A 25853-nucleotide genomic window follows, 5' to 3' on the forward strand; every position below is an offset into this window, starting at 1 on the left:
CTAACCAGCGTGGCAGTTCCGCAGGAGTGCCGAATCGATCCTGCGGAGGGGGACTTCCGTTCGATCGGCTCAGTACCCGAAGGCCCGCGCGGTGTTGGCCGCGATCGCGGTGGCGAGCTCGTCCTCGTGCAGCGCCAGCGTGTCGGCCATCGAGCGCAGGGTGACCGGGATCAGGTACGGCGCGTTGGGGCGGCCCCGGTACGGGTGCGGGGTCAGATACGGCGCGTCGGTCTCGATCAGCACCCGGTCGAGCGGGGTGACGGCCAGGGCGTCGCGCAGTTCCTGGTTGGCCTTGAAGGTGACCGGCCCGGCGAAGGACAGGTACCAGCCCTGCTCGGCGCAGACCTTGGCCATCGCGGCGTCGCCGGAGTAGCAGTGGAAGACGGTCCGCTCGGGCGCGCCCTCGGCCAGCAGCAGCTCGATGACGTCCTCGTGCGCGTCCCGGTCGTGGATGACCAGCGCCTTGCCGTGCCGCTTGGCGATCTCGATGTGCCGGCGGAAGGACTCCTTCTGGATGTCCACCCCCTCCGGCCCGGTCCGGAAGTAGTCCAGCCCGGTCTCGCCGACGGCCTTGACCTGCGGCAGGGCCGCCAGCCGGTCGATCTCGGCGAGCGCCTCCTGCAGCGCCGCGTCGCCGCCCGCGCCGCGGTGCTGCCGGGACCAGCCGTCCCCGTCGCCGAGGACCAGCCGGGGAGCCTCGTTGGGGTGCAGCGCCACGGCGGCGTGCACCTGCTCGAACTCCCCGGCGAGGTCGGCGGCCCATCGCGAACCGGCCACGTCGCAGCCGACCTGGACGACGGCGGTCACCCCGACCGAGGCGGCCTTCGCCAGGCCCTCGGCCGGCGTGCCGGACTGCATGTCCAGGTGGGTGTGCGAGTCGGCCACCGCCACCGCCAGCGGCTCGGGCAGCGGCGGCGGGGTGGACCGGTCTGCGTCCTTCTTCGCCATGTCAGGCCGCGGGCTTCTCTTCGAGGCGCGGGAACAGGATGTCGCCCTTGACGACCCGCGACCCGGCGGGCAGCCGGCCCCAGTCCGCGACGGTGCCGATGCGCTGCTCGGCGAGGGTGCCCAGCGAGGCCTCGGCGCCGAGCGACTCCCAGAGCTTCTCGGAGGTCCGCGGCATCAGCGGGTTGAGCAGCACCGCGGTCGCCCGCAGCGCCTCGGCCGCCGTGTAGAGGATGGTGGCCAGCCGGGCCTGTCCCTCGGCGGAGGTGTCCTTGGCGACCTTCCAGGGCTCCTGCTCGGTCAGGTAGCCGTTGACCTGCTTGACGAACTCGAAGATCGCCGCGATGCCGCCGGCGAAGTCCAGGTCCTCGCCGATCTTCTGGTCGGCGGTCTTCACGGCGGCGGCCAGGCCCTCGACGACGGCCTGCTCGGCGGCGCCGGCGGCGGTGGCCGCGGGCAGTTCCCCGTCGAAGTACTTGCCGACCATCGCGGCGACCCGGGAGGCCAGGTTGCCGTAGTCGTTGGCCAGCTCGGACGTGTACCGGGCGGTGAAGTCCTCCCAGGAGAACGAGCCGTCGGTGCCGAACGGGATGGCCCGCAGGAAGTAGTACCGGTAGGCGTCCACGCCGAAGTGCGAGGTGAGGTCCTGCGGCGCGATGCCGGTGAGGTTGGACTTGCTCATCTTCTCGCCGCCGACCATCAGCCAGCCGTTGGCGACCACGCGCTTGGGCAGCGGCAGCCCGGCGGCCATCAGCATGGCGGGCCAGATCACCGCGTGGAAGCGCAGGATGTCCTTGCCGACCAGGTGCACCGAGGCCGGCCACAGCTCGGCGAAGCGCTCCGGGTCGCTGCCGTAGCCGGCGGCGGTGATGTAGTTCTGCAGGGCGTCCACCCACACGTACAGGACGTGCTTCTCGTCCCAGGGCAGCGGGACGCCCCAGTTGAAGGTGGAGCGGGAGATCGAGAGGTCCTGCAGACCCTGCTCGACGAAGCGCAGCACCTCGTTGCGGGCCGAGGCCGGTGCGATGAAGTCGGGGTTCTGGGCGTAGAACTCCAGCAGCCGCGGGCCGTACGCGGAGAGGCGGAAGAAGTAGTTCTCCTCCTCCAGCCACTCGACCGGCTTCTTGTGGATCGGGCAGAGCTTCTCGTCCTCGGTGGCACCGGGCAGCAGCTCGCCGGGGAGCTTGTACTCCTCGCAGCCGACGCAGTACGGGCCGGAGTAACCGCCCTTGTAGATCTCGCCCTTGTCGTGCAGGTCCTGGACGAACTCCTGCACGCGGTCGGTGTGCCGCTGCTGCGTGGTGCGCAGGAAGTCGTCGTTGGCGATGTCGAGGTGCTGCCAGAGCGGCTTCCAGGCCTCCTCGACCAGCCGGTCGCACCACTCCTGCGGGGAGACGCCGTTGGCCTCCGCGGTGCGCAGGATCTTCTGCCCGTGCTCGTCGGTTCCGGTCAGGTACCACGTCCGCTCGCCGCGCTGGCGGTGCCAGCGGGTGAGGACGTCGCCCGCCACCGTGGTGTACGCGTGGCCCAGGTGCGGGCGGTCGTTCACGTAGTAGATCGGGGTCGTGACGTAGTACGCCGAGCGCCGGGCCTCGGTGGTGGTGTCGTCTGCAGTGGCCGCCATGGTCAGAAATCTTAGCCGCGCGAAGGAACCACCCTCGACCGGTCGCCCGGTGGGCGGTTCCCCCGCTGACGGCGTGGGTCAGGACCCGTGGTCGGTGCGGCGGGGGAAGAGCCCGAACCAGCGGCGGCGCGGCGCGGCGTCGACCGGGCGGGCGGCCGGCGCGGGGGCGGCCGGCACGGTGGCCGGTCCGGCGTGCGTGGAGTAGCCGGGCGCGGTGTGCACCTGGTGGTCGGCGCTGGCCACCCGGCCCTCGCGCATGATCCGGACGGTGTGCCCGCCGCAGCCCGGGCAGCTGGGCTGCCGCAGCGGCGACGGGACCCGCACCCCGTTGGCGCGGTACTCGAAGACGATGTGCCCGTCCTGGGCCAGGTGGTGCTCGATGTCGTACGCCTGCTCCCAGCCGTAGCCGCAGCTCAGGCACGCGAAGGAGTAGGCCTCCCGGACCGTCTCGACCGGGGTGTGCGGCCGGGTGGTCAGTCCGAGGCCGCTCGGTGCGTTCCCACTCAGAGGGCTACCGATCGTGTCGCTCATAGCCGTCTCCCAGTGCCCGCCGGGCGAGGCGCCCGGCTCGGGTCTTTCCATCTCAGGAAATGCCCGGACGGCCCCGCTCGCTACCCGGCTTGCCAAGTCTTGGGTCCAAATTGGCGAGCGTTGTACCAAGTCGCGGCCAAAGCTTCGCGTGTCGGGCGTTTACGAGGTGCTTCCCTCCAACGTACGCGCCGATCCCGGGCCGGTCACCTGCATCGAGCTGGTGTTTTCCGGCACGGACCGCGCCGGTGCCGCGCCCCTTCAGCGCCCGCGCAGCGCCGGTGCGAGGTCCCTCGACCGCCCGCGCGAACCCCGTCCGGGCGGGCCGGATCAGCCGCTGTTCTTCGCCGCGACCACGGCGTCGAAGACCTCCCGCTTGGGCAGTCCGAGTTCCACTGCGACGGCCGCGATCGCCTCCTTGCGGCGTTCCCCGGCCTCTTCCCGAACGGCCACCCGGCGGGCCAGTTCTTCGGGGCCGAACTGTTCCGGGGCGGCCGGCGGGGCCCCCGCCACCACGACGGTGATCTCGCCGCGGACGCCGTCCGCGGCCCAGGCGGCCAGCTCGGCGATCGGGCCGCGCTTGACCTCCTCGTAGGTCTTGGTGAGCTCGCGGCACACGGCCGCGGGGCGCTCGGGGCCGAAGGCCAGCGCCATCGCGTCGAGCGTCTCGGCGATCCGGTGCGGGGCCTCGAAGAACACCATGGTGCGGGGCTCGGCCGCGACCTCGGCCAGCTGGCGGGAGCGGTCCCCGGCCTTGCGCGGCAGGAAGCCCTCGAAGGTGAAGCGGTCCACCGGCAGGCCGGACAGCGCCAGCGCGGTGAGCACCGCGGACGGCCCGGGGACGGCGGTGACCTTGATGCCGGCGGCGACCGCCGCGTCCACCAGGCGGTAGCCGGGGTCGGAGACCGAGGGCATCCCGGCGTCCGTCACCAGCAGCACCCGGGCACCGCCGAGCAGCGCCTCGACCAGCTCCGGGGTGCGCGCCACCTCGTTGCCCTCGAAGTAGGAGACCACCCGCCCGGTGGGCGTCACCCCGAGCGCCTGGGTCAGCCGGCGCAGCCGCCGGGTGTCCTCGGCCGCGATCACGTCGGCCGAGGCGAGCTCGGTGAGCAGCCGGGGCGGCGCGTCCGCGACGTCGCCGATGGGAGTGCCCGCAAGTACCAGTACGCCTGTCACCCCGCCATCCTCCCAGGCCGCGGCCGGCCGGCGGACCGCGGCGGGGCTCCCGGCGGGCCGCGGCCCGGGCTCCCGGCGCGGCTCCCGGCGCGGCGGGAGGCCAATTCCTGACGAACCGGGCAACTGCGGAGGGAGGGGTACCGCTCTCACCCGCCGCCCCTACGATGTGGCGCGTGAGCGGCGACATCGCACCCCGGACGCCCATGGGCGTAGACCACCCCGAGCAGACCGGCGTGGCCCTGCTCGACGCGGCCACGGTCCCGGCCCCGCGGGCGGCGGCCGGCTCCGGCTGGGCGCGGCGACTGGCCGGGTACGGCTACCGCGCCCCGGAGCTCCCGGATCCGGCCGAGCGGCTGGTCCCGCCGATGCCGGACGGCCCGGGGGTGACCCCGCGCCCGGTGGCGCCCTCACCGGTCCTGCTGCGGCTGGGGATCCGGCTGCCGGACGCCCTGTGGTCCTGGCTGTGCCGCTGGGCGGGGTGGCTCGGGCCGCTGGCGGTGGCGCTGTTCGCGGGGGTGCTGCGGTTCGCCGGGCTGGGCACGCCGCACGCGTTGATCTTCGACGAGACGTACTACGCCAAGGACGCGTACGCGCTCTGGCAGGGCGGCTACGAGACCAGCTGGGCCGACGACGCCAACTCCCAGATCATGGCGCCGCACCAGACCATCCCGTACCGGACCGACCCGGCGTACATCGTGCACCCGCCGGTCGGGAAGTGGATCATCGGCCTGGGCGAGCAGCTGTTCGGCATGAACCCGTTCGGCTGGCGGTTCATGATGGCCGTGCTCGGCACGCTGTCGATCCTGATGATCGCCCGGATCGGCCGGCGGCTGTTCCGCTCGACCCTGCTGGGCTGCGTCGCCGGGCTGCTGCTGTCGGTGGACGGCCTGCACTTCGTGCTCAGCCGCTCCGCCCTGCTGGACCTGGTGGTGATGTTCTGGGGCCTGGCGGCCTTCGGCTTCCTGCTGCTGGACCGGGACCGCACCCGCACCCTGATCGCCCGCCGGCTCGCCGAGCGGCCGAACGGCACCTGGCTCGTCACCGGCTGGCGCCCCTACCGGCTGGCCGCCGCGGTCAGCCTGGGCCTGATGACCGCGACCAAGTGGAGCGGCCTGTACGTCCTGGTCGCCTTCTGCCTGCTGAGCGTGGCCTGGGACATGGGCGCCCGCCGGCTCGCCGGCCACCGCAACTGGGCGGCGTACGGCCTGTGGGACGCCGTGGTCGCGGGCCCGCTGATGCTGGTGATCACGGTCGGGGTGTACCTGGCCTCGTGGACCGGCTGGTTCCTGAGCAGCACCGAGCCCGGCAAGGGCGGGTACGGCCGGGACTGGGCGGCCCACCAGCGGCACGTCCTGCCGGACCACCTGCTCGGCCTGCCGATGCCGCAGTTCGAGGCGCTGCGCAGCCTGTGGCACTACCACGCCACCATGTACGACTTCCACGTCGGCCTGACCAGCCCGCACACCTACCAGTCGAACCCGTGGAGCTGGCTGCTGGTCGGCCGCCCGGTGTCGTTCTTCTACGAGTCGCCCAAGTTCGGCGAGTCCGGCTGCACGGCCAACGAGTGCGCCCGCGAGGTCCTGGCCATCGGGACCCCGCTGCTGTGGTGGACCGGTGTGGTGGCCCTGGCGTACTGCCTGTACCGCTGGCTGGCGCGGCGCGACTGGCGGGCCGGGGCGGTGCTCTGCGGGCTGGCCGCGAGCTACCTGCCGTGGATGGGCTACCAGCAGCGGACGATCTTCCTCTTCTACGCGGTGGCCTTCGCGCCGTTCGTGGTGCTGGCCGTCACGATGATGATCGGCGCGATGCTCGGGCCGGCGACGGCCTCGCGCGACCGGCGGCTGGTCGGCGCCGCTGCGGCCGGTCTGCTGATTCTCGCGGTGATGTGGAACTTTCTGTACTTCTACCCGCTGTATACGGGAGAGACGATTCCGATGGACGACTGGCGCGGCCGCATGTGGTTCACCAGTTGGATCTGACGCCGGGTACGTAGCAGGTGTGTCACAAGTGACGATTGTGTCGCGAGTGCACGCACGGCCGCCGCGTACCGTGTCAGGGCCGAGCCATCGGCCTGACCACACGGGGGACGCACACCATGAACAAGGGCGCCAAGATCGGGATCAGTGCGGTCGCCGCCGTCATGCTAGCGGGGGCGAGCTACGGGGCCTACAACATCGCGACCGCGGTGACCGGCGGCGACTCCGGTACGTCGAAGAAGCCGCGCACGGTGGTCGCCGAGGCGCCCGCGGCCGACCAGGCCGCCGCCGGCGCCAAGGCCTTCCTGGAGGCCTGGGCCAAGGGCGACCTGGAGGCGGCCGGCGCGCTGACCGACACCCCGGAGACGGCGGTCGCCACCCTGACGGCGTTCCGGCAGAAGGTGAACCCCAGCGCGGTCACCCTCACCCCCGGCGGCCCGGCGGCGGCCGCCCCCGCCGCCTCCGGCGCGCCCGCCGCCGGCGCGAGCCCGAGCGCCGCGGCGACCCCGCCGCCCGCCAACCAGGTGCCGCTGACCTTCAAGGCCAAGGTGGAGTTCACCCAGACCGGTACCCCCTGGACGTACGACGGCGTGCTCGGCATGGTGAAGATGAGCGACGGCAAGGCCGCCGTGCACTGGACCCCGTCGGTGATCCACCCCAAGCTCGGCCCGGGCGAGTCGATCGCGGTCAAGCCGGTCACCGCCACCACCAGCTCGGTGGCCGACCGCAAGGGCCGGCCGCTGATCTCCGCCTCGATCACCCCGCTGCTGGCCCAGATCAAGGCGCCCGCTCCCGAGGGCTCGGCCGAGTCCGGCACCGCCGTGGTGATCAGTGACGACGCGGGCAAGGCGAAGCCGGAGACGGTCTTCACCCTCGTCGAACCCAAGCCCGCTCCCCCGCTGCGGCTGACCATCGACGCCGACCTCCAGAAGGCCGCCGAGGCCGCCGTGCAGGAGGCCTCGAAGGGCGGCACCCTGAAGGCCTCGCTCGTGGCCGTGGAGCCCAGCACCGGCAACATCCTGGCCGTCGCCAACGCTCCGGCCACCGGTCAGAACCGGGCCTTCCTGGGGGCGATCGCCCCCGGCTCCACCATGAAGATCCTCACCTCGGCGGCGCTGATGGAGGCCGGGGTCACCCCGGACACCCCGGTGGCCTGCCCGGACGGCACCACCGTGGGCGGCCGCGCGTTCGCCAACGACTTCAAGGAACCGCACCTCGACTTCAAGTTCCGCCAGGACTTCGCGCAGTCCTGCAACACGGCCTTCATCAACGAGGGCAACACCCGACTGAAGGACGACACCCTGCCGAGCATGGCCAAGGACGTCTTCGGCCTCGGGCTGGTCTGGCAGACCGGCCTGTCCAACTTCGACACCGTCGTCCCGGCGCCGAACGGCGCGACCGACAAGGTGTCGGAGTTCATCGGCCAGGGCCGGATCCAGACCAACTCGCTGGCGATGGCCTCGGTCGCGGCCACCGTGCAGAACGGGACGTTCCGCCAGCCGATCCTGGTCGCCGGTCTCCCCCAGGCCCCGGCCAAGCGCCAGCTCTCCGGCGAGGTGCTGTCCGGGCTGCGGACGGTGATGAACGAGACCGTGCGCACCGGCACCGCCGCGAAGCTGATGTCCGGCATGGCCTCGGGCGCCGGCGCCAAGACCGGCACCGCGGAGGTCGGCAACCAGGCCGCCAGCAACAGCTGGTTCACCGCCTTCCGGGGCAACCTCGCGGTCGCCGCCGAGGTCGAGAGCGGCGGGCACGGTGCGGACGCCGCCGGACCGGCCGCCGTCAAGCTGCTCCAGCTCGGGAACGGCTGACCGCCCCGCCGCGGCCGGGGCGCGCGCCTCAGGCCGCGGCGAGGACCGCCGGGGCCGGCTCCCGGCCGTCCTGGATCCGCCGGCTCCAGCTGCCGGCGGCGAGCCGGGGCCACAGCACCAGGACGGCCGGCAGCGCCAGGTACCCGAAGCGGCCGGCCGGGGCCAGCATGAACGCCACCGCGAGACCCGCCGCCAGCAGGTCGCAGGCGGCCACCGCCGAGGTCGGCGGGTAGGCCAGCAGCCAGAGCGCGACGGCCAGGCCGGCCAGGCAGAGCAGGGTGAGCGAGATGGTGTGCCCGGTCGGGCCGAGCCCGGCGAGGATCTTGCCGGGCAGCGGGCTGCCGGCCGGGGTGTGCACGGCCGTCAGCCCGAGCGGGAAGCGGACCACCTGTTCGCGCAGCGCCGTCGCCGAGGTCAGCGCGACCGGGAGGATCACGGCGACGCTGACCGAGAGGGAGACCGCGGCGGCCCGGGCCGCGGGCCGGCGGCCGTGCAGCCGCCAGATCAGCAGCAGGGCCACCGGCAGGGCGGGCCAGGCGGTCCACTTGAGGGTGCAGGCCAGCGCGAGCACCAGCCCCGCGGGGACGGGGCGCCCGCGGGCCGCCAGGGCCATCGCCAGGCAGCAGACGCCGATCAGCGGCAGGTCGACCCCGCCGACGGCGAGGGCCAGGGCGATCAGCGGTGAGGCGGTCAGCGCGGCGAGCGGCAGCAGGGCGGCGCGGCCCGGTGTCGCCGGGCGCAGCAGCCGCCAGCAGGCCAGCAGGCAGACCAGCAGGGTGAGCGCGAACCAGATCCGGGCGTCGCCGAGCACCTGGGTGAAGGCGTTGGCGTTGCCCAGGGCCGCCCGGGGCAGTCCGAACAGGGCCATCGCCGGCAGGTAGGGGTTGTAGTCGGAGACCACGACGGGGTCGGCCAGGTACGGGCTGCCGGTGTGCAGCAGCAGCCGGGCGGAGCGCTCGACCACCATCACCTCGGACTGGTGCCGGCCCTTGAGCGCGAGCAGGATCAGCGGCGTGAGCACGGCGCCGACCAGCGCGACCAGGGCGGCGGCCCGGGGGCCGTACCGGGGTGGGAGGGTGAGGCACAGCACCGCGGCGAGGGCGTAGGTCGGGGCGGCGACGGTGCCCCAGAACACCTGGTTCGGCAGGTCGGAGACGAGCGGGAAGGCTCCGGCCCAGCCCGCGGCGACCGCGCAGCCCAGGGCCTGGACGCCTTGGCGCCGGGCCCATCCGCCGGGCCCGCGGCCGTCGCGGCCGCGCTGCCGGGGCACCCGGCCGTCGCCGCCCCGCCCGGGCGGGCCGTGCACGGCGCAGCTGGCCTTCTCTGCCGAGAACGGCGGACGTGTGCTCACCATGTCAGGAAGATTAGGGCGTCGAGTGTGCGGTGTCCCCGCACTCGGCGCGGTTGTTCTGTGGATCTTCCGCCGGAACCGGGGCGGCCGGCTCGCACCGGCCGCCCCGGACCTGGTCAGTTGTCCCCGGTCGGGGCCTGGTCAAAGGCGGCCCCGGCGAGCCGCGAGTGCTTGACGCTGTAGCCGAAGTAGACGACCGCGGCGAGCGCCAGCGCGACGCCGAAGGCGGCGAAGGTGGTGCCGTGCAGGCCCTTGATCAGGTAGATGCAGAAGCCCAGGCTGGCCAGCGGGACGACCGGGAACAGCGGGACCTTGAAGCCGCGCGGCAGGTCGGGCTGGGTGCGGCGCAGGACCATGACGCCGATCGAGACCACCGAGAAGGCCACCAGGGTGCCCAGGCTGGTGAGGTCGGTCAGCACGTCCAGCGGGACGAAGGCGGCCAGCAGGGCGACGCCCGCGCCGACCACCAGGGTGTTCCAGACCGGGGTTCCGGTGCGCGGCGAGACCGAGGCGAAGCGCTGGGGCAGCATGCCGTCGCGGCCCATCGAGTAGAGGATCCGGGTCTGGCCGTAGATCACCACCAGGGTGATGCTGAAGATCGAGACGATCGCACCGAGCGCGAACACGGTGGCGGGCCAGGTCTGCCCGGTGACGTCCTGGAGGATCTGCGCCAGACCGGCCTTCTGCCCCTCGAAGTCCTGCCAGGGCTGGGCGCCGACCGCGGTGATCGCGACCGCGACGTACAGCAGGGTGACCACCAGCAGGGCGATGATGATCGCCATCGGGAGGGTCCGGCGCGGGTTCTTGACCTCCTCGCCGGCGGTGGAGACGGCGTCCAGGCCGATGAACGAGAAGAAGATGCTGGAGGCCGCCGCACTGACGCCGCCCCACCCGTGCGGGGCGAAGTTGCTGAGGTTGTCGGCCTGGAAGCCGGTCAGGCCGATCGCCACGAAGAGCACCAGGATCGCGATCTTGATCGCCACCATGACGGTGTTGACCTTGACCGACTCGCTGACCCCGCGGATCAGCAGGGTCACCACCATGGCGACCAGGATCACGGCCGGCAGGTTGAAGTACCCGCCGCCGCCGGGCGGGTCCGCCAGCGCGGCCGGGATCCGGACGCCGAGGACCAGGTCGGCGAACTTGTTGAGGTACTCGCCCCAGCTGACCGCGATCGCCGAGGCGGACACGCCGTACTCCAGCAGCAGGCAGACGCCGACGCCGAACGCGACCACCTCGCCCATGGTCGCGTACGCGTAGGAGTACGAGGAGCCCGAGACCGGGATGGCGGAGGCCATCTCGGCGTAGCACAGGGCGGTCAGCCCGGCCGTGACGGCGGCCAGCAGGAACGAGACGATGACGGCCGGACCGGCCTGCGGCACCGCGTCGCTGAGCACGAAGAAGATGCCGGTGCCGACGGTCGCGCCGATGCCGATCGCGGACAGTTGCCAGAGGCCGATCGAGCGGCGCAGGTGTATGCCGGAGCGGCCGCCGCCCTCCGGCGCCCCGGTGGGGAGCGGTTCGCGGCCCTCGCTCTCGGCGAGCAGGGCGGCGACGGGCTTGCGTCTGAGGACTTGCCGGCCGAGGTCGGTGGTGCTGGCCAAAGCGCGGCCTTTCTGGGCGGGGGTCGAGGGTGGTCGTTCGACTGGTCACCGGCCGCCCGTGGGTGCCATTCGGGACCAACCGAACAAAGATGGGACAGTACCCCGCGAATGCACCAGTGGCGCAAACGGTACGCGGCGGGGTCCGCCTTGTACGGATCGTCACATCCGACCCGACAATTCGGACATCTCGCGCAGCGAGTCCCGGTCAGTGGCCGTTCAGCACGGCCTGCATGACCGACTTGGCGATCGGTGCCGCCAGTCTGCCGCCGGTCACGTCGGTGGCGTCGCTGTCGGCGACCACCACGGCCACCGCGACCGGCGGCACCGCGTCAGAGCCGCTCGGCCGGGCCCAGGAGATGAACCAGGCGAACGGCGTCCCGGCGTTGCCGACCCCGTGCTGGGCGGTGCCGGTCTTGCCGCCGACGGTGGCCCCGGGGATCCGGGCGTTGCGGCCCGTGCCGTCCTCCACCACGTCGATCATCAGCCGCTGCACCTGTCCGGCCACCGCGGCGCTCATCGCCTCCCGGTAGACGACCGGCTCCATGACCTGGACGGAGCTGCCGTCGCTCTTCGTCAGCTTGTCCACAAGCTGTGGATGCATCACCCGCCCGCCGTTGGCGACCCCCGCCGCGACCATCGCCATCACCAGCGGGGTCGCCGCGGTGTCGTACTGGCCGATCGAGGAGAGCGCGAGCTGGGACTCGTTCATCGCGGTGTCGAAGTTGCTGCGCGCGGCCCGCACCGGGACGTCCAGCTCGGCGTCGTTGAAGCCGAACTTCTCGGCCATCGACACCATCCCCTCCAACCCCACCTGCACCCCCAGGTAGCCCAGCACGCTGTTGCAGGAGAGCACCATCGCGGTGTTCAGCGACAGGTTCGGCCGGTCGCACGCCGAGGTGTCGTTGACCAGCGTGGTGGTGGTGCCCGGCAGCACGTACGGGGAGGGCGCGCCGGTCGGCGCGTCGATGTCCTCGACCACCCCGTTCGCCAGCGCGGCCGCCGCGGTGACCACCTTGAAGGTGGAGCCGGGCGGGTAGATCTGCCGCAACGCCCGGTTCAGCATGGGCTGGTCGGTGTCGGCCTGCAGCCGGTCCCAGGCCTGCTGGTCGGCGGCGCCCGACCCGGCGAAGCTGCCCGGGTCGTACGAGGGCGTGCTGGCCAGCGCCAGGATCCGGCCGGTGGCCGGTTCGAGCGCGACGACCGCGCCCTGCTGGCGGCCGAGCCCGGTGAGCGCCGCCTGCTGGGCCGCCGGGTCGATCGTGGTGTGGACGTCGCCGCCCGGGTTCTGCCGGCGGGCGACCGCGTCCCAGAGCGCCCAGCTCGCGAGCCGGCTGTCGGTGCCGGAGAGCAGGTCGTCGTAGACCCCTTCGAGCTGGGTGTTGCCGTAGGTCTGGGAGGAGAAGCCGGTGACGGCGGCGTACCGGGAGCCGTGGGGGTAGGTGCGCCGGTAGTCGTAGCGGCCGCCGGTCGGCTCGGAGCCGGTCACCGGCTCGCCCGCCACCAGGATGTTGCCGCGGGGCTGGTCGTAACGCTGGATGGTGAGCCGCTGGTTGGCCGCGTTGTGGTCCAGCTCGTGCTTCTGGAAGACCTGCACCCGGGTCGCCTGCGCGGCCAGGGCCACGATGAGCAGCACGCAGAAGGTGCCGGCCCGCCGGCCGGTGGTGGAGATCCCCGGCAGGCCCTGCGGCCCGCCCGCGGAGTCGCCCGTCGCCCGCTCCCGACGGCGCATCAGACCTCCTCGGCCGGCGGCGGGCGGCGGGCCACGTCGCTCATCCGCACCAGCAGCGCGACGATGATCCAGTTGGTCACCACGGACGAGCCGCCCTGCGCGATGAAGGGCAGGGTCATCCCGGTCAGCGGGATCAGGTCGAGCACCCCGCCGGCCACCACGAAGACCTGCAGGCCGACGATGGCGGCCAGGCCGATCGCCAGCAGCCGGCCGAACGGATCCCGCAGCGCGATGCCGGTCCTGAAACCCCGCGAGATCAGCAGCGCGTAGAGCAGCAGCAGCGCCATCAGGCCGGCCAGCCCCAGCTCCTCCCCGACGGTGGCCAGGATGAAGTCCGACTTGGCCGCGAAGCCGATCAGGATCGACCGGCCGAGGCCGAGGCCGGTGCCGAGCAGTCCGCCCCAGGCGAAGGCGAACAGCGACTGGGCGATCTGGTTGGCCCCCCGGCCGGCCGCGATCGAGCCGAGCGGGTCCAGCCAGTCGGTCACCCGGCCGTGCACGTGCGGGGAGAGCCAGCCCACCCCGACCGCGCCGACCGCCGCCAGGAAGAGCCCGATGGCGATCCAGCCGGTACGGGCGGTGGCCACGTACAGCATCACCACGAACAGGCCGAAGAACAGCAGCGAGGTGCCGAGGTCGGTCTCCAGCACCAGGACTCCGACGAACGCCGCCCAGATCAGCAGCACCGGGCCCAGCACCCGCCCGCGCGGCAGCTGGAACCACAGCACCCTGCGGCCGGTCAGGGCGAGCGCGTCCCGGTGCACGGCGAGGTAGGCGGCGAAGAAGACCGCCAGCAGGATCTTCGCGAACTCCCCCGGCTGGAAGGACAGCGGCCCGATGGTGATCCAGATCCGCGAGCCGTACACCGGCGGGAAGGCGATCGGCAGCACCAGCAGCACCAGCGCGACCAGGGCGCCGACGTAGGCGTAGCGCTGCAGGATCCGGTGGTCGCGCAGGAACAGCACCACCGCGATGAACAGGGCCACCCCGAGGGCGGACCAGAGCAGCTGGGTGGGGGCCGCCGAGCTCCGCGGGGTGGCCCGGTCGAGCCGGTAGATGACGACCAGTCCGATGCCGTTGAGCAGGATCGCGATCGGCAGCAGCAGCGGGTCCGCGTACGGCGTCCGCCAACGCACCACGGCGTGCGCCAGCAGCGCGAGCACCCCCAGCGCGATCCCGTAGCCGGCCACGTCCGCGGGCGCGCTGCCGTCGATGTTCACCCCGACCTCGACGTAGCCGAAGACGGAGATCAGCACCGCCGCGACCAGCAGCGCGAGTTCGGTGTTGCGGCGGGTCCGGACCGGCCGCCCCGAGGGGGCGCCGGCCCGGGCGGTCGCTGAGGGTGTGGCCACGGGCGTCCTGTCCTGCGGCGGGGATCCTGCGGCGGGGATGCGGTGCGGGCGATCGGGCACCGGACCGTCCGCCCCGGACGATGACCTCGGGTCAGACCGTGGAGCCCTGCGCCGCCCTGACGGCCTCGCGCAGGTGCTCCTCCTCCTCACCGGTCAGCGAGGTCTGCAGGATCCGGCCGCCGAAACGGGCCAGCGCCGGGACGACCTTGTCCGCGGTGGCCCTGCGGACCAGCAGGAACACCGCGGCGCTGCCCGGCGCCAGGTTCTCGCCGACCTGCCGCATGAAGGTGTCGTCGACGCCGACGTCCGTCGCGGCGCCGACCGCCGCCCCGGTGGCGCCGCCGATCGCCGCCCCCAGGAACGGCATGAAGAACAGCAGTCCGATCACCCCGCCCCACAGCGCGCCGGAGGCGGCGCCCGCGCCGGTGGTGGAGACCGCCTGGTGCAGCTTGATCCGGCCGTCCTCGCGGCGTTCCACCACGACGATGTCCTCCAGCTCGATCAACCGCTGCTTCTGCAGGCCGATCGCCTCCTCGCGGACCTGCTGGGCGGTGGCGAGGTCCGGATAGGCGATCGCGAAGAGGTTGCTCACGGGTGGTCCTTCCCACTGGTGCACGAGGGGCTCGGCTCTGCGAGCACCCTAACGAGGATTAGCCATATTTATAGGGGTTCCTACCGGTGTGTCCGCGATTGCCCGCACGGCCCCGCCGGGCCACCACGCGGCGCGCCGGCCCGCCACCGGCGCCGCGCCGGCCGTACCGCTCGCCGACCCCGCCCGGCCTCACCGGCTCCCCCTCGCCCGCGTTCCCCGCACGGTGGTTCGCGGAACGGTCCGCATTGGGCGTTCCCAACTGATGATCCATAGGATTCGAGCCGTGACCAACACCCGATCCCGACGGCCGGCCCGGCCGGCAGGCCTGCTGGCCGCACTGGCGATAGCCGCCGGTGCGGTACTCAGCGGTCTGCCGGCACACGCCGACGAACCCAGCGGCGGCGCTGCCGCCACCCGCGAGGCACCCAAGGTCGACCTCGTCCTCGACGTCAGCGGCTCCATGCGGGCCGAGGACATCCAGGGCAAGAGCCGGATCTCGGTCGCCCAGAAGTCCCTGAGCGAGGTCATCGACGCGCTCCCGGCCGAGACCGACTTCGGCATCCGCACCCTGGGCGCCACCTACCCCGGCGGCGACAAGGCCGAGGGCTGCAAGGACACCAAGCAGCTCTTCCCGGTCGGGAAGACCAACAAGGTCGAGGCGAAGACCGCGGTGGCCACCCTGCGCCCCACCGGCTGGACCCCGATCGGGCTCGCCCTGCGCGGCGCCGCCCAGGACCTCGGTGACGGCCCGACCACCCGCCGGGTGGTGCTGATCACCGACGGCGAGGACTCCTGCGCCCCGCCGGACCCGTGCGACGTGGCGCGCGAACTCGCCGCCCGGGGCATCCCGTTGGTGGTCGACACCCTCGGCCTGGCGCACGACGACAAGACCCGCCAGCAGCTGCTGTGCATCGCCAACGCGACCGGCGGCACCTACACCGACGTCCGCACCCAGGAGCAGCTGACCCAGAAGGTGACGCAGCTGGTCGGCCGGGCCGCCGAGACCCACAACGTGACGCCGGCCAAGACCACCGGCACCGACAAGTGCGAGACCGCGCCGGTGCTCACCCCGGGCGTCTACGCGGACCGTGAGAAGTTCTCCGAGCACCGCGTGTACCGGGTGCCCGTCAAGCCCGGCCAGGAGCTGCGCGCCTCGGTCAGCGTCACCCCCGACCGGGCGGTCGCCCGGGACTACGGGGTGCTGCTCCAGGCCACCGACGCGGCCGGCCAGGAGCTCGTCCGCGGCACCGACGCCGGCAGCGGACGCACCGACGTCGCCTCCACCGGCGTGCGCTGGTCCGCCCCCGGCACCACGGACGGCTCCCGGAGCGCCTCCCCGTCCGCGACCGGCAAGCCCGGCGCCGACGGCACGGTCTGCCTGATCGTCAGCAACTCCTTCGCCGCCCAGGCGGGCGTGCAGGCCGAACCCGGACTGCCGCTGGAGCTGACCGTGGACGTGGCAGCCGCCTCGCCCGCCCCCGACGGTCCGGCCATGGGCCTCGGCCGCGGCTGGATCCTGCTGCTCACGCTGACCCTGGCCGGGCTGCTCACCGGGCTGGTCTTCGGCTGGGTGGCACGCTGGCGAATCGCCGTCTGGCGGGAGAACTGACGATGCGTACGACACCCACCGCCCTGCGCGCCCCGGCCCTCGCGGCCTCCGCGCTCGCCCTGGGCCTGACCGCCCTGGCCGCACCGGCGGCCTCGGCCGCCTCGCCCTCCGCCTCCCCCTCGCCGTCCGCGTCGACGTCGGCCGGTCCGGTGACCACCGCGGGCACCACCTTCCTGACCGCGGCCACCCTGGCCCCCGGGCAGGACGCCAAGGTGGCCGCCTCCACCGGCGACTACCTGTACTGGGCGTTCGCCGCCTCCGAGGGCCAGACCGACACCGTGCAGGTCACCGTCACCCTGCCGCCCTCGGCCGACCGCACCGGGCCGCAGACCTGGTCGGTGGAGCTGTTCGACGGCCTGCGCCGCCGCCAGTCCTGCACCGCCGGGCCACAGGACGCCACCGCCCAGCAGAGCGCCGCCACGGTGGCGCTGAGCTGCACGCTGCGGCAGATCCGGTCCTGGGCCGAGCCGTGGTCCGGTGACCCGCTGCCGGGCACGTACTACGTCCGGCTGTCGGTCGCCGACGTCCCGCAGCAGGACCTGGGCCTGGCCGCCCAGGTGCAGCTGCACGTCACCGCCAAGGGCGGGGCGGACGACGCCCAGCCGGAGGGCGGCTCGCTGAAGGCTCCGCTGGTGCCGCCGGTCAACGCCGGCGCCACCGCCGCCGCCGGGGCCACCGCCGCCCCGTCCGCCTCCACCACCCGGGCCGCCGCGCCGGTCGAGCCCGAGTCCCACTGGTACTCGGACATCTTCTCCGGCTGGAACACCCGCTGGTTCTGGACGCTGGCGGGCGGCGCCCTGGCCGCCCTGGCCGGGGTCGCGGGCTACACCCTGACCCGCCACCCGCGCGGGCGGCGCCCGGCCGGCCCGGCGCCGGTGCCCCGCCAGACGCAGGCGCCCCAGCACGACCCGTACCGGTCGTGACACCGCAGGGCCCGGGGTCGCAGCCCTGACGACCGGCGGTCCACCGCACACCGAAGGCCCGGCCGGATCCACTCCGGCCGGGCCTTCGGCATGCGCTCCGTGGTCGCCGTCCCCGGCGGTCGTCCTCCGCGGCCGTCCTCCGCAGTCGTGCCCCGTCGGCCGTTCAGCCGACCGGCGCGGGCCGGCGCGGTGCCGGTCCCGGTACGTCCAGGGCGCGGACGGCGGCGACCAGCGGCGCCAGCTCGGCCCGCTGTTCGGCGGCGGCCAGGGCCTCCCGCAGCGCCGCGTCGTTGACCGGGCGGGCCTGCTCCAGCAGGGCGAGCCCGGTCGAGGTCACGTCGGTGTAGATGCCCCGGCGGTCGGTGGCGCACAGGTAACGGGTGAGCAGGCCGCGCTCCTCCAGCCGGGAGACCAGGCGGGTGGTCGCGCTCTGGCTCAGCACCACGGCGTCGGCCAGCTCGTGCATCCGGAAGTGGCCGCCCTCGCCCTCGTGCTGCGCGCTGAGCACCTCCAGCAGCGAGAACTCGCGGACGCTCAGCTCGTGCGAGGCCTGCAGCGCCCGCTCCACGTGCGTCTCGATCCGGCCGTGCAGGGCGGACAGGGCGCACCAGCCCTGGGCCAGACCGGGCTGCGGTCGTGTCATCGGGACCACCAGCTCCCTTCGGGGTCGTACCGCCAGGGTAGTCGACGTCCGCAAGAGACGGCGGACGCGCACATACGGCGTAAGCAATAGACAGCGCTTGCAAGTATCGGCGTCTGCAATTACTGTCGGAGCCCGTCAACCCCGCCCGCGACAACACCGAGAGGCCTCGCCATGCCACTCGCCCTCCTGGCGCTCACCATCGGCGCCTTCGGCATCGGCACCACCGAATTCGTGATCATGGGACTGCTGCCGGACGTCGCCGCGTCCTACGGCGTCTCCATCCCCACCGCCGGACTGCTCACCACCGGCTACGCCCTCGGCGTGGTGGTCGGCGCCCCCCTGCTCGCCGTGATCGGCACCCGGATCAGCCGCAAGCGGATGCTGACGGCCCTGATGGGCCTGTTCATCGCCGGCAACCTGGTCTCCGCCGTCGCCCCCACCATCGGGGTGATGCTCACCGGCCGGGTGATCGCCTCGCTCGCCCACGGCACGTTCTTCGGCATCGGCTCGATCGTCGCCGCCCGGCTCGTCGCGCCGCACAAGCAGGCCGGCGCCATCGCCCTGATGTTCACCGGCCTGACCGTGGCCAACGTGGTCGGCGTCCCGCTCGGCACCCTGATCGGCCAGCAGCTCGGCTGGCGCTTCACCTTCGCCCTGGTGGCCGGACTCGGCGTGCTCGGGCTGCTCGGCGTCGCCGCGCTCATCCCGCAGGACGAGCCGCCCCGCCGCGGCGAGGCCCGGATCCGGCGCGAACTGGCCGCGTTCCGCAACGTCCAGGTGGTGCTGGCGATGGCGATGACCGTGCTCGGCTTCGGCGGCGTGTTCGCCGCCATCACCTACATCGCGCCGATGATGACCGGGGCCGCCGGGTACGCGGACGGCTCGGTGACCTGGCTGCTGGTGCTCTTCGGGCTCGGCATGGTGGCCGGGAACCTGGTCGGCGGCCGCTACGCCGACCGCCGGCTGATGCCGATGCTCTTCGTGGCCCTCGGCTCGCTCGCGGTGGTCCTCGCCCTGTTCACCGTCACCGCGCACAGCAAGCCGCTCGCCGCGATCACCATCCCGCTGATCGGCGCCTTCGGCTTCGCCACCGTCCCGCCGCTGCAGAAGCGCGTCCTGGACCAGACGGCCGACGCCCCCACCCTCGCCTCGGCCGTCAACATCGGCGCCTTCAACCTGGGCAACGCCCTCGCCGCCTGGCTCGGCGGTCTGGTCCTCACGGCCGGGCTCGGCGCCACCGCCCCCAACTGGGTCGGCGCCCTGCTGGCGGCGTCCGCCCTGGTCCTCGCCGTCGTCTCGGTCCTCCTGGAGCGCCGGACCCGGGCCGCGGCACCGACCGCCGGCCGTCCAGAGCCCGCACCGGTCGGCTGAGGCCGGCCTGCCGCCCGCACCGCGGCGGCTGGGGCGGGGGCGGGGGCGGCAGGGGCCCGGGGCTCAGCGGCCGGTGCCGAGCAGTTCGAGGATGCGGACGGCCGAGGTGCCGAGCCCGCTCGGGGCGAACCGGTCCGCCCCGCCCGGGGCCGCCGCCGGCCTGACCCGGCCGGGGAACTCGGGGGCGAAGTGCCGGACCAGGTCCGCCTCGCCGTACCGGCGGCAGTCCTGGTGCCACTTGAGGATGCCGGAGAGCCAGTTCTCCAGCTCCTTCACGTAGCCGTCGAGGATCTCCCGCGCCCGCGGGCCCAGTTCGTACCCCTCGTACAGCAGGGGCAGCTCCGTCCCGGCGACGTGCTGGAACTGCTCCATCCGCGAGGTCATCAGCGCGTGGACCATGCCCAGCCCGGTCGGGTAGTCGCAGTCGAAGAAGTTCTGCACCACCAGGACGGCGTTGTGGAACTCGCCCTCGTACTCGACCTCCTTCTGGTACGAGAAGACGTCGTTGACCAGGCAGGCGTAGTCGGCGGCCGCGTTCTCCAGCGAACGCATCGGCCCGCTCCGGTAGATCTCCGGCGGGACCTCGTCCCCGTGCGCGAGGCGGCACAGGCTCATGGTGAGGTCGGAGCCGAAGGTCGCCCGGCGCATCTCCAGGTAGTCCACCGGATCGGGGATACGGTTCTGCGCCTGGTTGGCCAGCTCCCACAGCCAGCTGGCGGTCATGTCCTCGACGGTCCGGCGGAACCTGCGGCGGTGCCCGACCGGCATCGGGGCCGCCGTCCGCTCCCAGAGGTCGGCCAGGCCCCGCTCCATCGCGGTCAGCGGCACCGGGACGGGCTCGCCCCCGACCGGCATGAAGGCCGCCAGCCGCTCGGTGGCGGCCCTCGCGCCGGCCAGGTCCCGGGTGCGGCCGAAGACCACCGGGTAGTAGTCGTCCGCGTAGGTGCCCCAGGCCAGCCAGCCCGAGGTGAGGTCCAGCTCCTCCGGCGAGGCGTCCGGGTGGATGCCCGCGGCGCACAGCGGGAGGTCGTAGTCGAGCAGCTTCGCCTCGGTCCACACGTGCGAGCCCGGGTCCCCCGGCTGGATCTCCAGCAGGCGCATCCGGTGGCACCAGTCGACCAGGTTCCGCCGGGCCCGGTCCAGGTGCGGGCTGAGGGTGAGCGGGAACGGCATGGAGAAGTCCGGCAGTTGCGAGGGCCCGGTCCTCTGGAACGGCACGTGGCCGTGGCTGCGCCGGCGGCTGCCCGCGTCCAGCAGCCCGGTGGCCCGGGCGAGGTCCGCGGCCGTGGTGCCGATGCCGCCGATCCGGTACGGCTCCCACCGGGTGGCCGCCGCCGCGCCCTGCGCGCTGCCGTTCATGTACCGGCTGGAGCGCATGTGCCACTCGTGACCGCCGGCCTGCCAGTCCTGCATGCCCTTGACGTACGCCAGCACCCGGGCGGCGCCCGGCGGATCGAGCGCCTTCTCGGCGAACAGCGGGCCGAGCTCGGTGAGCGCGGTGTTCTCGAACTGCTGGAGGCGCGAGGTGAGCAGCTCGTTGACGGCGTCCGCGGCCTCCTGGGTGGTGCAGTCCAGGAAGGTCTCCAGGACCAGGACGCCGTTGCTCAGCTCGCCCTCGTCCAGGATCTCCCGCTCGTAGGAGAACAGGTCGTTGCGCAGGTGGACGCCGTCGGAGAAGGCGTCCCTGAGCACCCGCAGCGGACGGGAGTGGGCCACCGAGGCCGGCACCTCGGCCTGCGCCGCGTACTCGATCAGACCGGCGGACCAGGGCGCGCCGCCGACTTTGCGGCGCATCTCGATGTACTCGACCGGGTTGGCGATCCGGTGGATGTCGATGTTGGCGAGCTCCCAGTCAGACTCGTCCAGCAGGTTCCTGGTGCTCTCGGCGAAGCGCTCGCGCCAGGCCAGCGACATGGCCGGCACCGTGCGGGCCCACAGGTCGGCGAGGCCCGCCTCGACCGGGTTGGTCGGCTCGGGGAAGCCGTCCGCCAGGTCCATCGGCATGAAGGCCGGCAGCCGGTCGAGGTACTCCCTGCCGGCCTTGCGGTCCTGCGGGCGCTTGAAGACCTCCAGGAAGTGGTCGTCGAAGAAGAAGACCCACACGTACCAGTCCGTCACCAGCGAGAGCGTCGGCCCGTCGCAGTCGGGGTGGGTGTAGGCACAGAGCAGGGCGTAGTCGTGCGAGTCGAGATCGTGCTCGTCCCAGACGCCCGAGCCCTCCAGCATCCCCATCCCGCGGGCCCACCCCTTGGTGTGCTCCCGGGCCTCCTCCAGATGCGGGTTGAGCCGGGCCGGGTACGGCAGGTAGAAGTCCGGCAGTTCAAACGGCTGCGACACGTGCGTCGGCCCTTCGTCGACGATGGCGGGCAACGGCTCCGGCCGCGCGCCTGATGATCCGTCACGAGGTTAGGCGGCCACACCGCCCCCTCCCGGACGGCCACCGAAAACTCGCCCGATCGGGTGAAGCTCCCCGCTCCCGCCCCCACCGGGCCGCCCCCACGCCCCCTCTGACCCGCCGTCCGACCCGATCCCTCGCCCACGTCGACCGCACAACGCAGAAGTCCCGCCCGATCAGAACGATCGGGCGGGACTTCCGTTGGGTGGAGCTGAGGGGATTCGAACCCCTGACCCCCTCGATGCGAACTACCGGCGGGGCGGTCGCTGAGGTCTCACGTCCTGATCGCCCAGCCTATGGCGTCCGCCGACAGTCAGCCACGACCGCCACGGTTGCTGTACTTCGCTGCTGTACCGCCACTGCCCAGCAACAGCGCCACAAGCGCTGCCAACCCCGGAAGCAGTGGCGGCAACTCAGAGGCAGGTGCCTTGAGGACCACCACGACAACGATCACTGCCACGGTCCAGGGGCGAGGCTCCCGGATTGACAGAGAGCATGGGACAGGAGTCAGACTCATCTTGGGTGTCTCCATCCAGAACATCCAGTGCCCGCCTGTGCCGCGCATGGTGTCCAGCCGATGCGGCCGGCGGGCATGTTCATTTCGGGCCAGTCGGCCTCGGTCGCCACGAAGCTACAGGTCCATCTGCCATCCGAGCACGGCAACCACCTTGAACAGGACGCATGTTGTTCGCGGCCCCGGCGTCTCCGGTTCTTCCACTGACACGGGAACAACTGGGCCAAGTGGCTCACGCTGATCAGCACGGATGACACAAGCTGGCGCTCGCTCGTTCCCCTGACAGGAGAACTCCGATTCAGGGCCATCCGCTCTGACGTAGCAAGTAAGCGCAGAACGATGCAGATAAGCGCTGCCAAATCACAACGAGTTGGCGAGATTTCGCCCACTGGGCCACACGGACGCACTGGCTCGGCGGAGCTTTGCACCTGCCGGCCACCGGACATCCGCCTCTGGAGGGCGGTGCGGCCGGACTTGCGTAGTCCTGATCCCGCGTGCGTGCAGCCCAGTCGTCCACCCCTGCTTGCCGGTTGCCCTTGATAGCCGCCACTGACCGCCCAACTGGCACGCATCTGGCGCGCAGCCCCCAGCCCGCAGGGGGAGGACCGCGCTATCGGGGAGGACGTCCTCCCGGCGGCCAGCGGAGGACTAGCTGGCTAGTCGCCCCAGGGCGTCATGCCAGCAGGAAGTATTCAGGAGACTCGGACGCAGGACATGATCGATCCATCTCCGACATTCCCGCGATCGGGCAGGATAAATGGATGCTGTGGCGATATATCCCAATGCGGATGGGTGGGTATAAGCGCCAGATCAAATTTAAGTGACATGGCACCCCCTATGCCGATGTTGGCGATATGAATCATGACTCGATCAATAGACGATTTATTTCGGACTACGGCGAGAAGTCTGTTCAAATCGCCAGCATCAGGCATCCCTACTGACGTAATCGATAGACATTTCAATCCCGGAAGGAGGGTAAGTATCTCGACGGCGGAGCTTGATCCGAGCCATGCATCAAAACCCAAAGACTTCAGCCTGGAGCGGCTTTCCTTTGGCCATTTCGAAATCTCCATAGACAGACGCTTCCATGCGCCATCATCCAGGCTTTTGGACACACCCCCCTGCGTGGAATGAACGAGAGAGATACAGGGGTATTCTTCCAGAGGAGCTTCCCGGCCAATGTTAAGACTTCGGCCAACGAAAAGAGATTCTAGCCTTGGAAGATCCAGTTGAGAAATGGCCGCCTCGAAGCCGGAGCCGGATATAAACAACCGCTCAATCGATGCATGGCCGGACATTCCAGTCAAGTCAGAGAGCGGGCCTTTCACGGCCAGTTGGCGTAGCTTCTTCAGTGCCATCAAGTTTCGATATGACGCCTGAGCCTCTAAAACGACAAGTGACTCTAGATTCCGAAAAAATCCTACATGCCGAAAGTCTTGCGAAGTCGCCTCTAGGCGACTATGCCAGGGAAGCTCCGAAAGAACTAGGCGCCCATATGCCTCCCGATCGAAGTCAGCCCATGCCTTAATCAGATCTCGCTCGATCTGGGGGGTCGCACTAGTTGCGAATCGTGCCATTATTGGCATTGATGAAGGAGTCCCCACAAGAATGCATGTCCTCAGTGTGGCTGTCGCCTCTTCAGGGGTGAGGCCGCTAGGCCCCGGCAGCTGGTCCAACACTACCTCACCAAGAGTCGCCAAGGCCGATGCTTGCACAAGGTTGCTTGGTGGAACCAGTTCAGCCGCCCTCAGACGCGCCTCTTGTCTAATGTCGGGATCGAGTGCTGGAGAATTTCCAACACTATCAACCGCGAGCACGAGTAGGCGAGCTCTATTCTTCTTGTCGCGAGAGGCTCGTTTTAGCAGTCCGCGAATTAGCTTGTTTCGCTCGCTCTCGCGCGCGTGCCCAGCGGCCATAACCGTAACATCCTGCCAGTTGTCTTCATGTGCATGCTTAATGAGAAACGGCAGGTCGTCCTCATCGAGCAATTGGCGGGCTGCAAGGTACTCTTGGAATGATCGATGAACGAAATCGACGCGGCCTGGCGCGGGCACCCGGAGTAGGCCAGTGCGTATCAGGAGGTGGCTGAAGACGCGCTTGGGATCTTGCAGGGAATCGGTCATTCCAGGTAGGTACTTAGTGATTCGTTCAATGGCCTGGGCGTGGTCGACTTCGGCAAGATCATTTCTGATCATCCAGTAGGCAATGCGCTGGAGTAGGCTCTCCTGTACCCGGACGGCTATCTCGACGCCTTCCACGCCTACAATATTTCGGTGAACATCCCGCCGAGCTAGCAACATGTCAAGCGCAGCTTCCAGGAGCTTCATGCGATCGTCGGGAAGGTGCATATCCCGATCCCAGTGAAGGGCACAGATGAGGGCGCAGAGCAAGGGGTTGTTGCCAATCCTACGAAGCTCTCGGCGCTGAGAGATCTTTTCCATTAGCGCTTGTTTATGGTTCGCCAGACTAAGTCTAGTTTCTGCATCTGAAGATCCAGAGATCATGGCACTGTGCCAATGATGAATGAAGGACGCTTGATCGGCGAGTCCCATGGGAAGAAGCTCTAGCGGGACGAAGTTTGATTCTTTCAGCCAGTCGTGCTGAATTGCCGCCTGCCTTGATGTGACAATGAATCTGGCGCCTTCGTAAACGACGTTGAGTTGCTCTAGCCAGTTGCGGACCTCATCACGGCGATGGTTTGATACTTCATCGATCCCGTCGATAAGGACTACGGCCTTTCCAGACTTCAGGAGCTTCGTCGACAAGCCGGGTGGAGTCGAATCCTTCAGAATCGGTGCCGCATACTCAAAGAATTCATTTGGGCTCGGGAGGCTCCGGTCGGCATAATGGCGGAGGGGGATATAGAACGGAATTAGGCCATTCCATCCTGCCATTTTGTCGGAGAAATCAGATGCGGACGAGCCAACTGCCACTCTTTTTAGAAGCGTAGTCTTCCCCGATCCGGCGTCTCCCCGAATGAGGATTTTCCTCAAGGGGCCCATGGCCTCCTCGACGCGAAGCTCGGAGCCCATCTTCGAGTCTGCCAAAATCTCTAGATTGGAGCTCGAAACGGAAAGGCTAATGTAGGCCGTGCTCAACGGGTAATGGAAATCAGGCCGGCTTAGGGTTACGCCGAATATCTCAAGCCGGTTTAGTGACCTGGCAATAATTCTCTTATAGTCCTCTAGGAACGAGAATTCCTCACCGGTGAGGAATTCCTTGGGATCCTTGGGTACCTGCTCGCGATTATCATCGAGGTCGTACCCTGGCATTCTTTGCAGCGAAATCTGGTAGCGGGCATCCTGCCATCTACTGCGGCATTCATCCCGAATGGCTGTCATGCTCATGAGGCGGCCACCCTCATGGTGTACAAGTGCCCGTGCAATCAGAACTGAATTGTCCAGGCTAGGGAGCCGGCGCCCATCGAAGGCTTTGTGGATGGTTGAGACGGGGATGGCCCTGCCGTCCGAGACTTGTGCGCTGCATGCGGAAATTTCAGCAAACGTTGGTTGTCCGGCGCGCGCCCTGATTCGGCGCATCCATTCCCCGAATTTCGCTTCCGGAGACGTTCCGTCTGCTTGCACATGTGCTCCCTAGCGCGCAAGGCTTGCACGTCTTTCCATAGTCTTCCACCATTGTCCACAGAGCTGGCATCTCTGTCTGGCGGTTGCATCTACTGAGGGTCCGGCCCTAGGGCATCTAGCAACCAC

Annotated in this window: 17 protein-coding genes; 5 read left to right on the forward strand and 12 right to left on the reverse strand. The window is 70.7% G+C overall.

Annotation, left to right across the window (positions count from 1 at the left end):
• Positions 1 to 69: 69 nt before the first annotated feature.
• From ACIOFR_RS08115 to rsmI, 4 genes are all read right to left on the reverse strand, one after another.
• The gene (locus ACIOFR_RS08115; protein ID WP_400993437.1) at positions 70 to 948 is read right to left on the reverse strand and encodes a TatD family hydrolase; all 879 of its coding nucleotides are present in this window, start codon (positions 946 to 948) and stop codon (positions 70 to 72) included.
• A gap of 1 nt (position 949) precedes the next feature.
• A complete protein-coding gene (metG, locus tag ACIOFR_RS08120) occupies positions 950 to 2569 on the reverse strand; it encodes a methionine--tRNA ligase (RefSeq protein ID WP_400993440.1) in 1620 nt (539 codons plus the stop codon).
• 78 nt (positions 2570 to 2647) lie between these two features.
• Entirely contained in the window at positions 2648 to 3100 is a 453-nt protein-coding gene (locus ACIOFR_RS08125) for a hypothetical protein (RefSeq protein WP_400993443.1), read from the reverse strand.
• A 327-nt stretch (positions 3101 to 3427) separates the two neighbouring features.
• On the reverse strand, positions 3428 to 4273 hold the full coding sequence (rsmI, locus tag ACIOFR_RS08130) for a 16S rRNA (cytidine(1402)-2'-O)-methyltransferase (protein WP_400993445.1): 846 nt from the start codon (positions 4271 to 4273) through the stop codon (positions 3428 to 3430).
• Positions 4274 to 4437: 164 nt separating this feature from the next.
• Between rsmI and ACIOFR_RS08135 the strand changes: the two genes are divergently transcribed.
• Together ACIOFR_RS08135 and ACIOFR_RS08140 are read left to right on the forward strand one after the other, a co-directional pair.
• Complete coding sequence (locus ACIOFR_RS08135) at positions 4438 to 6252, forward strand: dolichyl-phosphate-mannose--protein mannosyltransferase (RefSeq protein ID WP_400993448.1); 1815 nt, start codon at positions 4438 to 4440, stop codon at positions 6250 to 6252.
• 116 nt (positions 6253 to 6368) lie between these two features.
• Entirely contained in the window at positions 6369 to 8060 is a 1692-nt protein-coding gene (locus tag ACIOFR_RS08140; protein ID WP_400993451.1) for a penicillin-binding transpeptidase domain-containing protein, read from the forward strand.
• 28 nt (positions 8061 to 8088) lie between these two features.
• Here the strand turns inward: ACIOFR_RS08140 and ACIOFR_RS08145 are convergent, their stop codons facing one another.
• The 5 genes from ACIOFR_RS08145 to ACIOFR_RS08165 all read right to left on the reverse strand — a co-directional run bounded on the left by ACIOFR_RS08145 (position 8089) and on the right by ACIOFR_RS08165 (position 14688).
• A complete protein-coding gene (locus tag ACIOFR_RS08145) occupies positions 8089 to 9414 on the reverse strand; it encodes a glycosyltransferase 87 family protein (protein ID WP_400993453.1) in 1326 nt (441 codons plus the stop codon).
• A gap of 113 nt (positions 9415 to 9527) precedes the next feature.
• Positions 9528 to 11015, reverse strand: coding sequence for an APC family permease (locus tag ACIOFR_RS08150; RefSeq protein ID WP_400993455.1), 1488 nt, complete (start codon positions 11013 to 11015; stop codon positions 9528 to 9530).
• 205 nt (positions 11016 to 11220) lie between these two features.
• Positions 11221 to 12744 carry a penicillin-binding transpeptidase domain-containing protein gene (locus tag ACIOFR_RS08155; protein WP_400993457.1) on the reverse strand — a complete coding sequence of 508 codons (1524 nt, stop codon included), beginning with the start codon at positions 12742 to 12744 and terminating at the stop codon, positions 11221 to 11223.
• A complete protein-coding gene (locus ACIOFR_RS08160) occupies positions 12744 to 14096 on the reverse strand; it encodes an FtsW/RodA/SpoVE family cell cycle protein (protein ID WP_400993459.1) in 1353 nt (450 codons plus the stop codon). The genes ACIOFR_RS08155 and ACIOFR_RS08160 overlap by 1 nt, the downstream gene beginning before the upstream one ends.
• Before the next feature lie 91 nt (positions 14097 to 14187).
• Positions 14188 to 14688 (reverse strand): DUF1269 domain-containing protein, encoded by a 501-nt coding sequence (locus tag ACIOFR_RS08165; protein ID WP_400993461.1) that lies wholly within the window; start codon positions 14686 to 14688, stop codon positions 14188 to 14190.
• Between the two features lie 262 nt (positions 14689 to 14950).
• Between ACIOFR_RS08165 and ACIOFR_RS08170 the strand changes: the two genes are divergently transcribed.
• Both ACIOFR_RS08170 and ACIOFR_RS08175 read left to right on the forward strand, forming a co-directional pair.
• A complete protein-coding gene (locus ACIOFR_RS08170; protein ID WP_400993463.1) occupies positions 14951 to 16297 on the forward strand; it encodes a VWA domain-containing protein in 1347 nt (448 codons plus the stop codon).
• 2 nt (positions 16298 to 16299) lie between these two features.
• Entirely contained in the window at positions 16300 to 17220 is a 921-nt protein-coding gene (locus tag ACIOFR_RS08175) for a peptidase (RefSeq protein WP_400993465.1), read from the forward strand.
• Positions 17221 to 17383: 163 nt separating this feature from the next.
• On the opposite strand, the gene ACIOFR_RS08180 is transcribed toward ACIOFR_RS08175, so the two are convergent.
• On the reverse strand, positions 17384 to 17863 hold the full coding sequence (locus tag ACIOFR_RS08180) for a MarR family winged helix-turn-helix transcriptional regulator (RefSeq protein WP_400993468.1): 480 nt from the start codon (positions 17861 to 17863) through the stop codon (positions 17384 to 17386).
• A 171-nt stretch (positions 17864 to 18034) separates the two neighbouring features.
• On the opposite strand from ACIOFR_RS08180, the gene ACIOFR_RS08185 reads away from it, so the two are divergent.
• On the forward strand, positions 18035 to 19234 hold the full coding sequence (locus tag ACIOFR_RS08185) for an MFS transporter (protein WP_400993470.1): 1200 nt from the start codon (positions 18035 to 18037) through the stop codon (positions 19232 to 19234).
• Positions 19235 to 19297: 63 nt separating this feature from the next.
• Here the strand turns inward: ACIOFR_RS08185 and ACIOFR_RS08190 are convergent, their stop codons facing one another.
• Both ACIOFR_RS08190 and ACIOFR_RS08195 read right to left on the reverse strand, forming a co-directional pair.
• The gene (locus ACIOFR_RS08190; RefSeq protein ID WP_400993473.1) at positions 19298 to 21571 is read right to left on the reverse strand and encodes a germacradienol/geosmin synthase; all 2274 of its coding nucleotides are present in this window, start codon (positions 21569 to 21571) and stop codon (positions 19298 to 19300) included.
• A gap of 1264 nt (positions 21572 to 22835) precedes the next feature.
• Positions 22836 to 25490 (reverse strand): NACHT domain-containing protein, encoded by a 2655-nt coding sequence (locus tag ACIOFR_RS08195; RefSeq protein ID WP_400993476.1) that lies wholly within the window; start codon positions 25488 to 25490, stop codon positions 22836 to 22838.
• Positions 25491 to 25853 lie beyond the last annotated feature (363 nt).

The sequence above is a fragment of the Kitasatospora sp. NPDC088346 genome (assembly GCF_044740765.1).
Classification (GTDB): Bacteria; Actinomycetota; Actinomycetes; order Streptomycetales; family Streptomycetaceae; genus Kitasatospora.

Bases quoted from the DNA above. Each gene is read 5' to 3' on its own strand.
- ACIOFR_RS08115 (WP_400993437.1), bottom strand. From the start codon at position 948: ATGGCGAAGAAGGACGCAGACCGGTCCACCCCGCCGCCGCTGCCCGAG.
- ACIOFR_RS08155 (WP_400993457.1), bottom strand. From the start codon at position 12,744: ATGCGCCGTCGGGAGCGGGCGACGGGCGACTCCGCGGGCGGGCCGCAG.
- ACIOFR_RS08195 (WP_400993476.1), bottom strand. From the start codon at position 25,490: ATGAGCATGACAGCCATTCGGGATGAATGCCGCAGTAGATGGCAGGAT.
- ACIOFR_RS08125 (WP_400993443.1), bottom strand. From the start codon at position 3,100: ATGAGCGACACGATCGGTAGCCCTCTGAGTGGGAACGCACCGAGCGGC.
- metG (WP_400993440.1), bottom strand. From the start codon at position 2,569: ATGGCGGCCACTGCAGACGACACCACCACCGAGGCCCGGCGCTCGGCG.
- ACIOFR_RS08185 (WP_400993470.1), top strand. From the start codon at position 18,035: ATGCCACTCGCCCTCCTGGCGCTCACCATCGGCGCCTTCGGCATCGGC.
- ACIOFR_RS08180 (WP_400993468.1), bottom strand. From the start codon at position 17,863: ATGACACGACCGCAGCCCGGTCTGGCCCAGGGCTGGTGCGCCCTGTCC.
- ACIOFR_RS08145 (WP_400993453.1), bottom strand. From the start codon at position 9,414: ATGGTGAGCACACGTCCGCCGTTCTCGGCAGAGAAGGCCAGCTGCGCC.
- ACIOFR_RS08135 (WP_400993448.1), top strand. From the start codon at position 4,438: ATGTGGCGCGTGAGCGGCGACATCGCACCCCGGACGCCCATGGGCGTA.
- ACIOFR_RS08175 (WP_400993465.1), top strand. From the start codon at position 16,300: ATGCGTACGACACCCACCGCCCTGCGCGCCCCGGCCCTCGCGGCCTCC.
- ACIOFR_RS08170 (WP_400993463.1), top strand. From the start codon at position 14,951: ATGATCCATAGGATTCGAGCCGTGACCAACACCCGATCCCGACGGCCG.
- ACIOFR_RS08140 (WP_400993451.1), top strand. From the start codon at position 6,369: ATGAACAAGGGCGCCAAGATCGGGATCAGTGCGGTCGCCGCCGTCATG.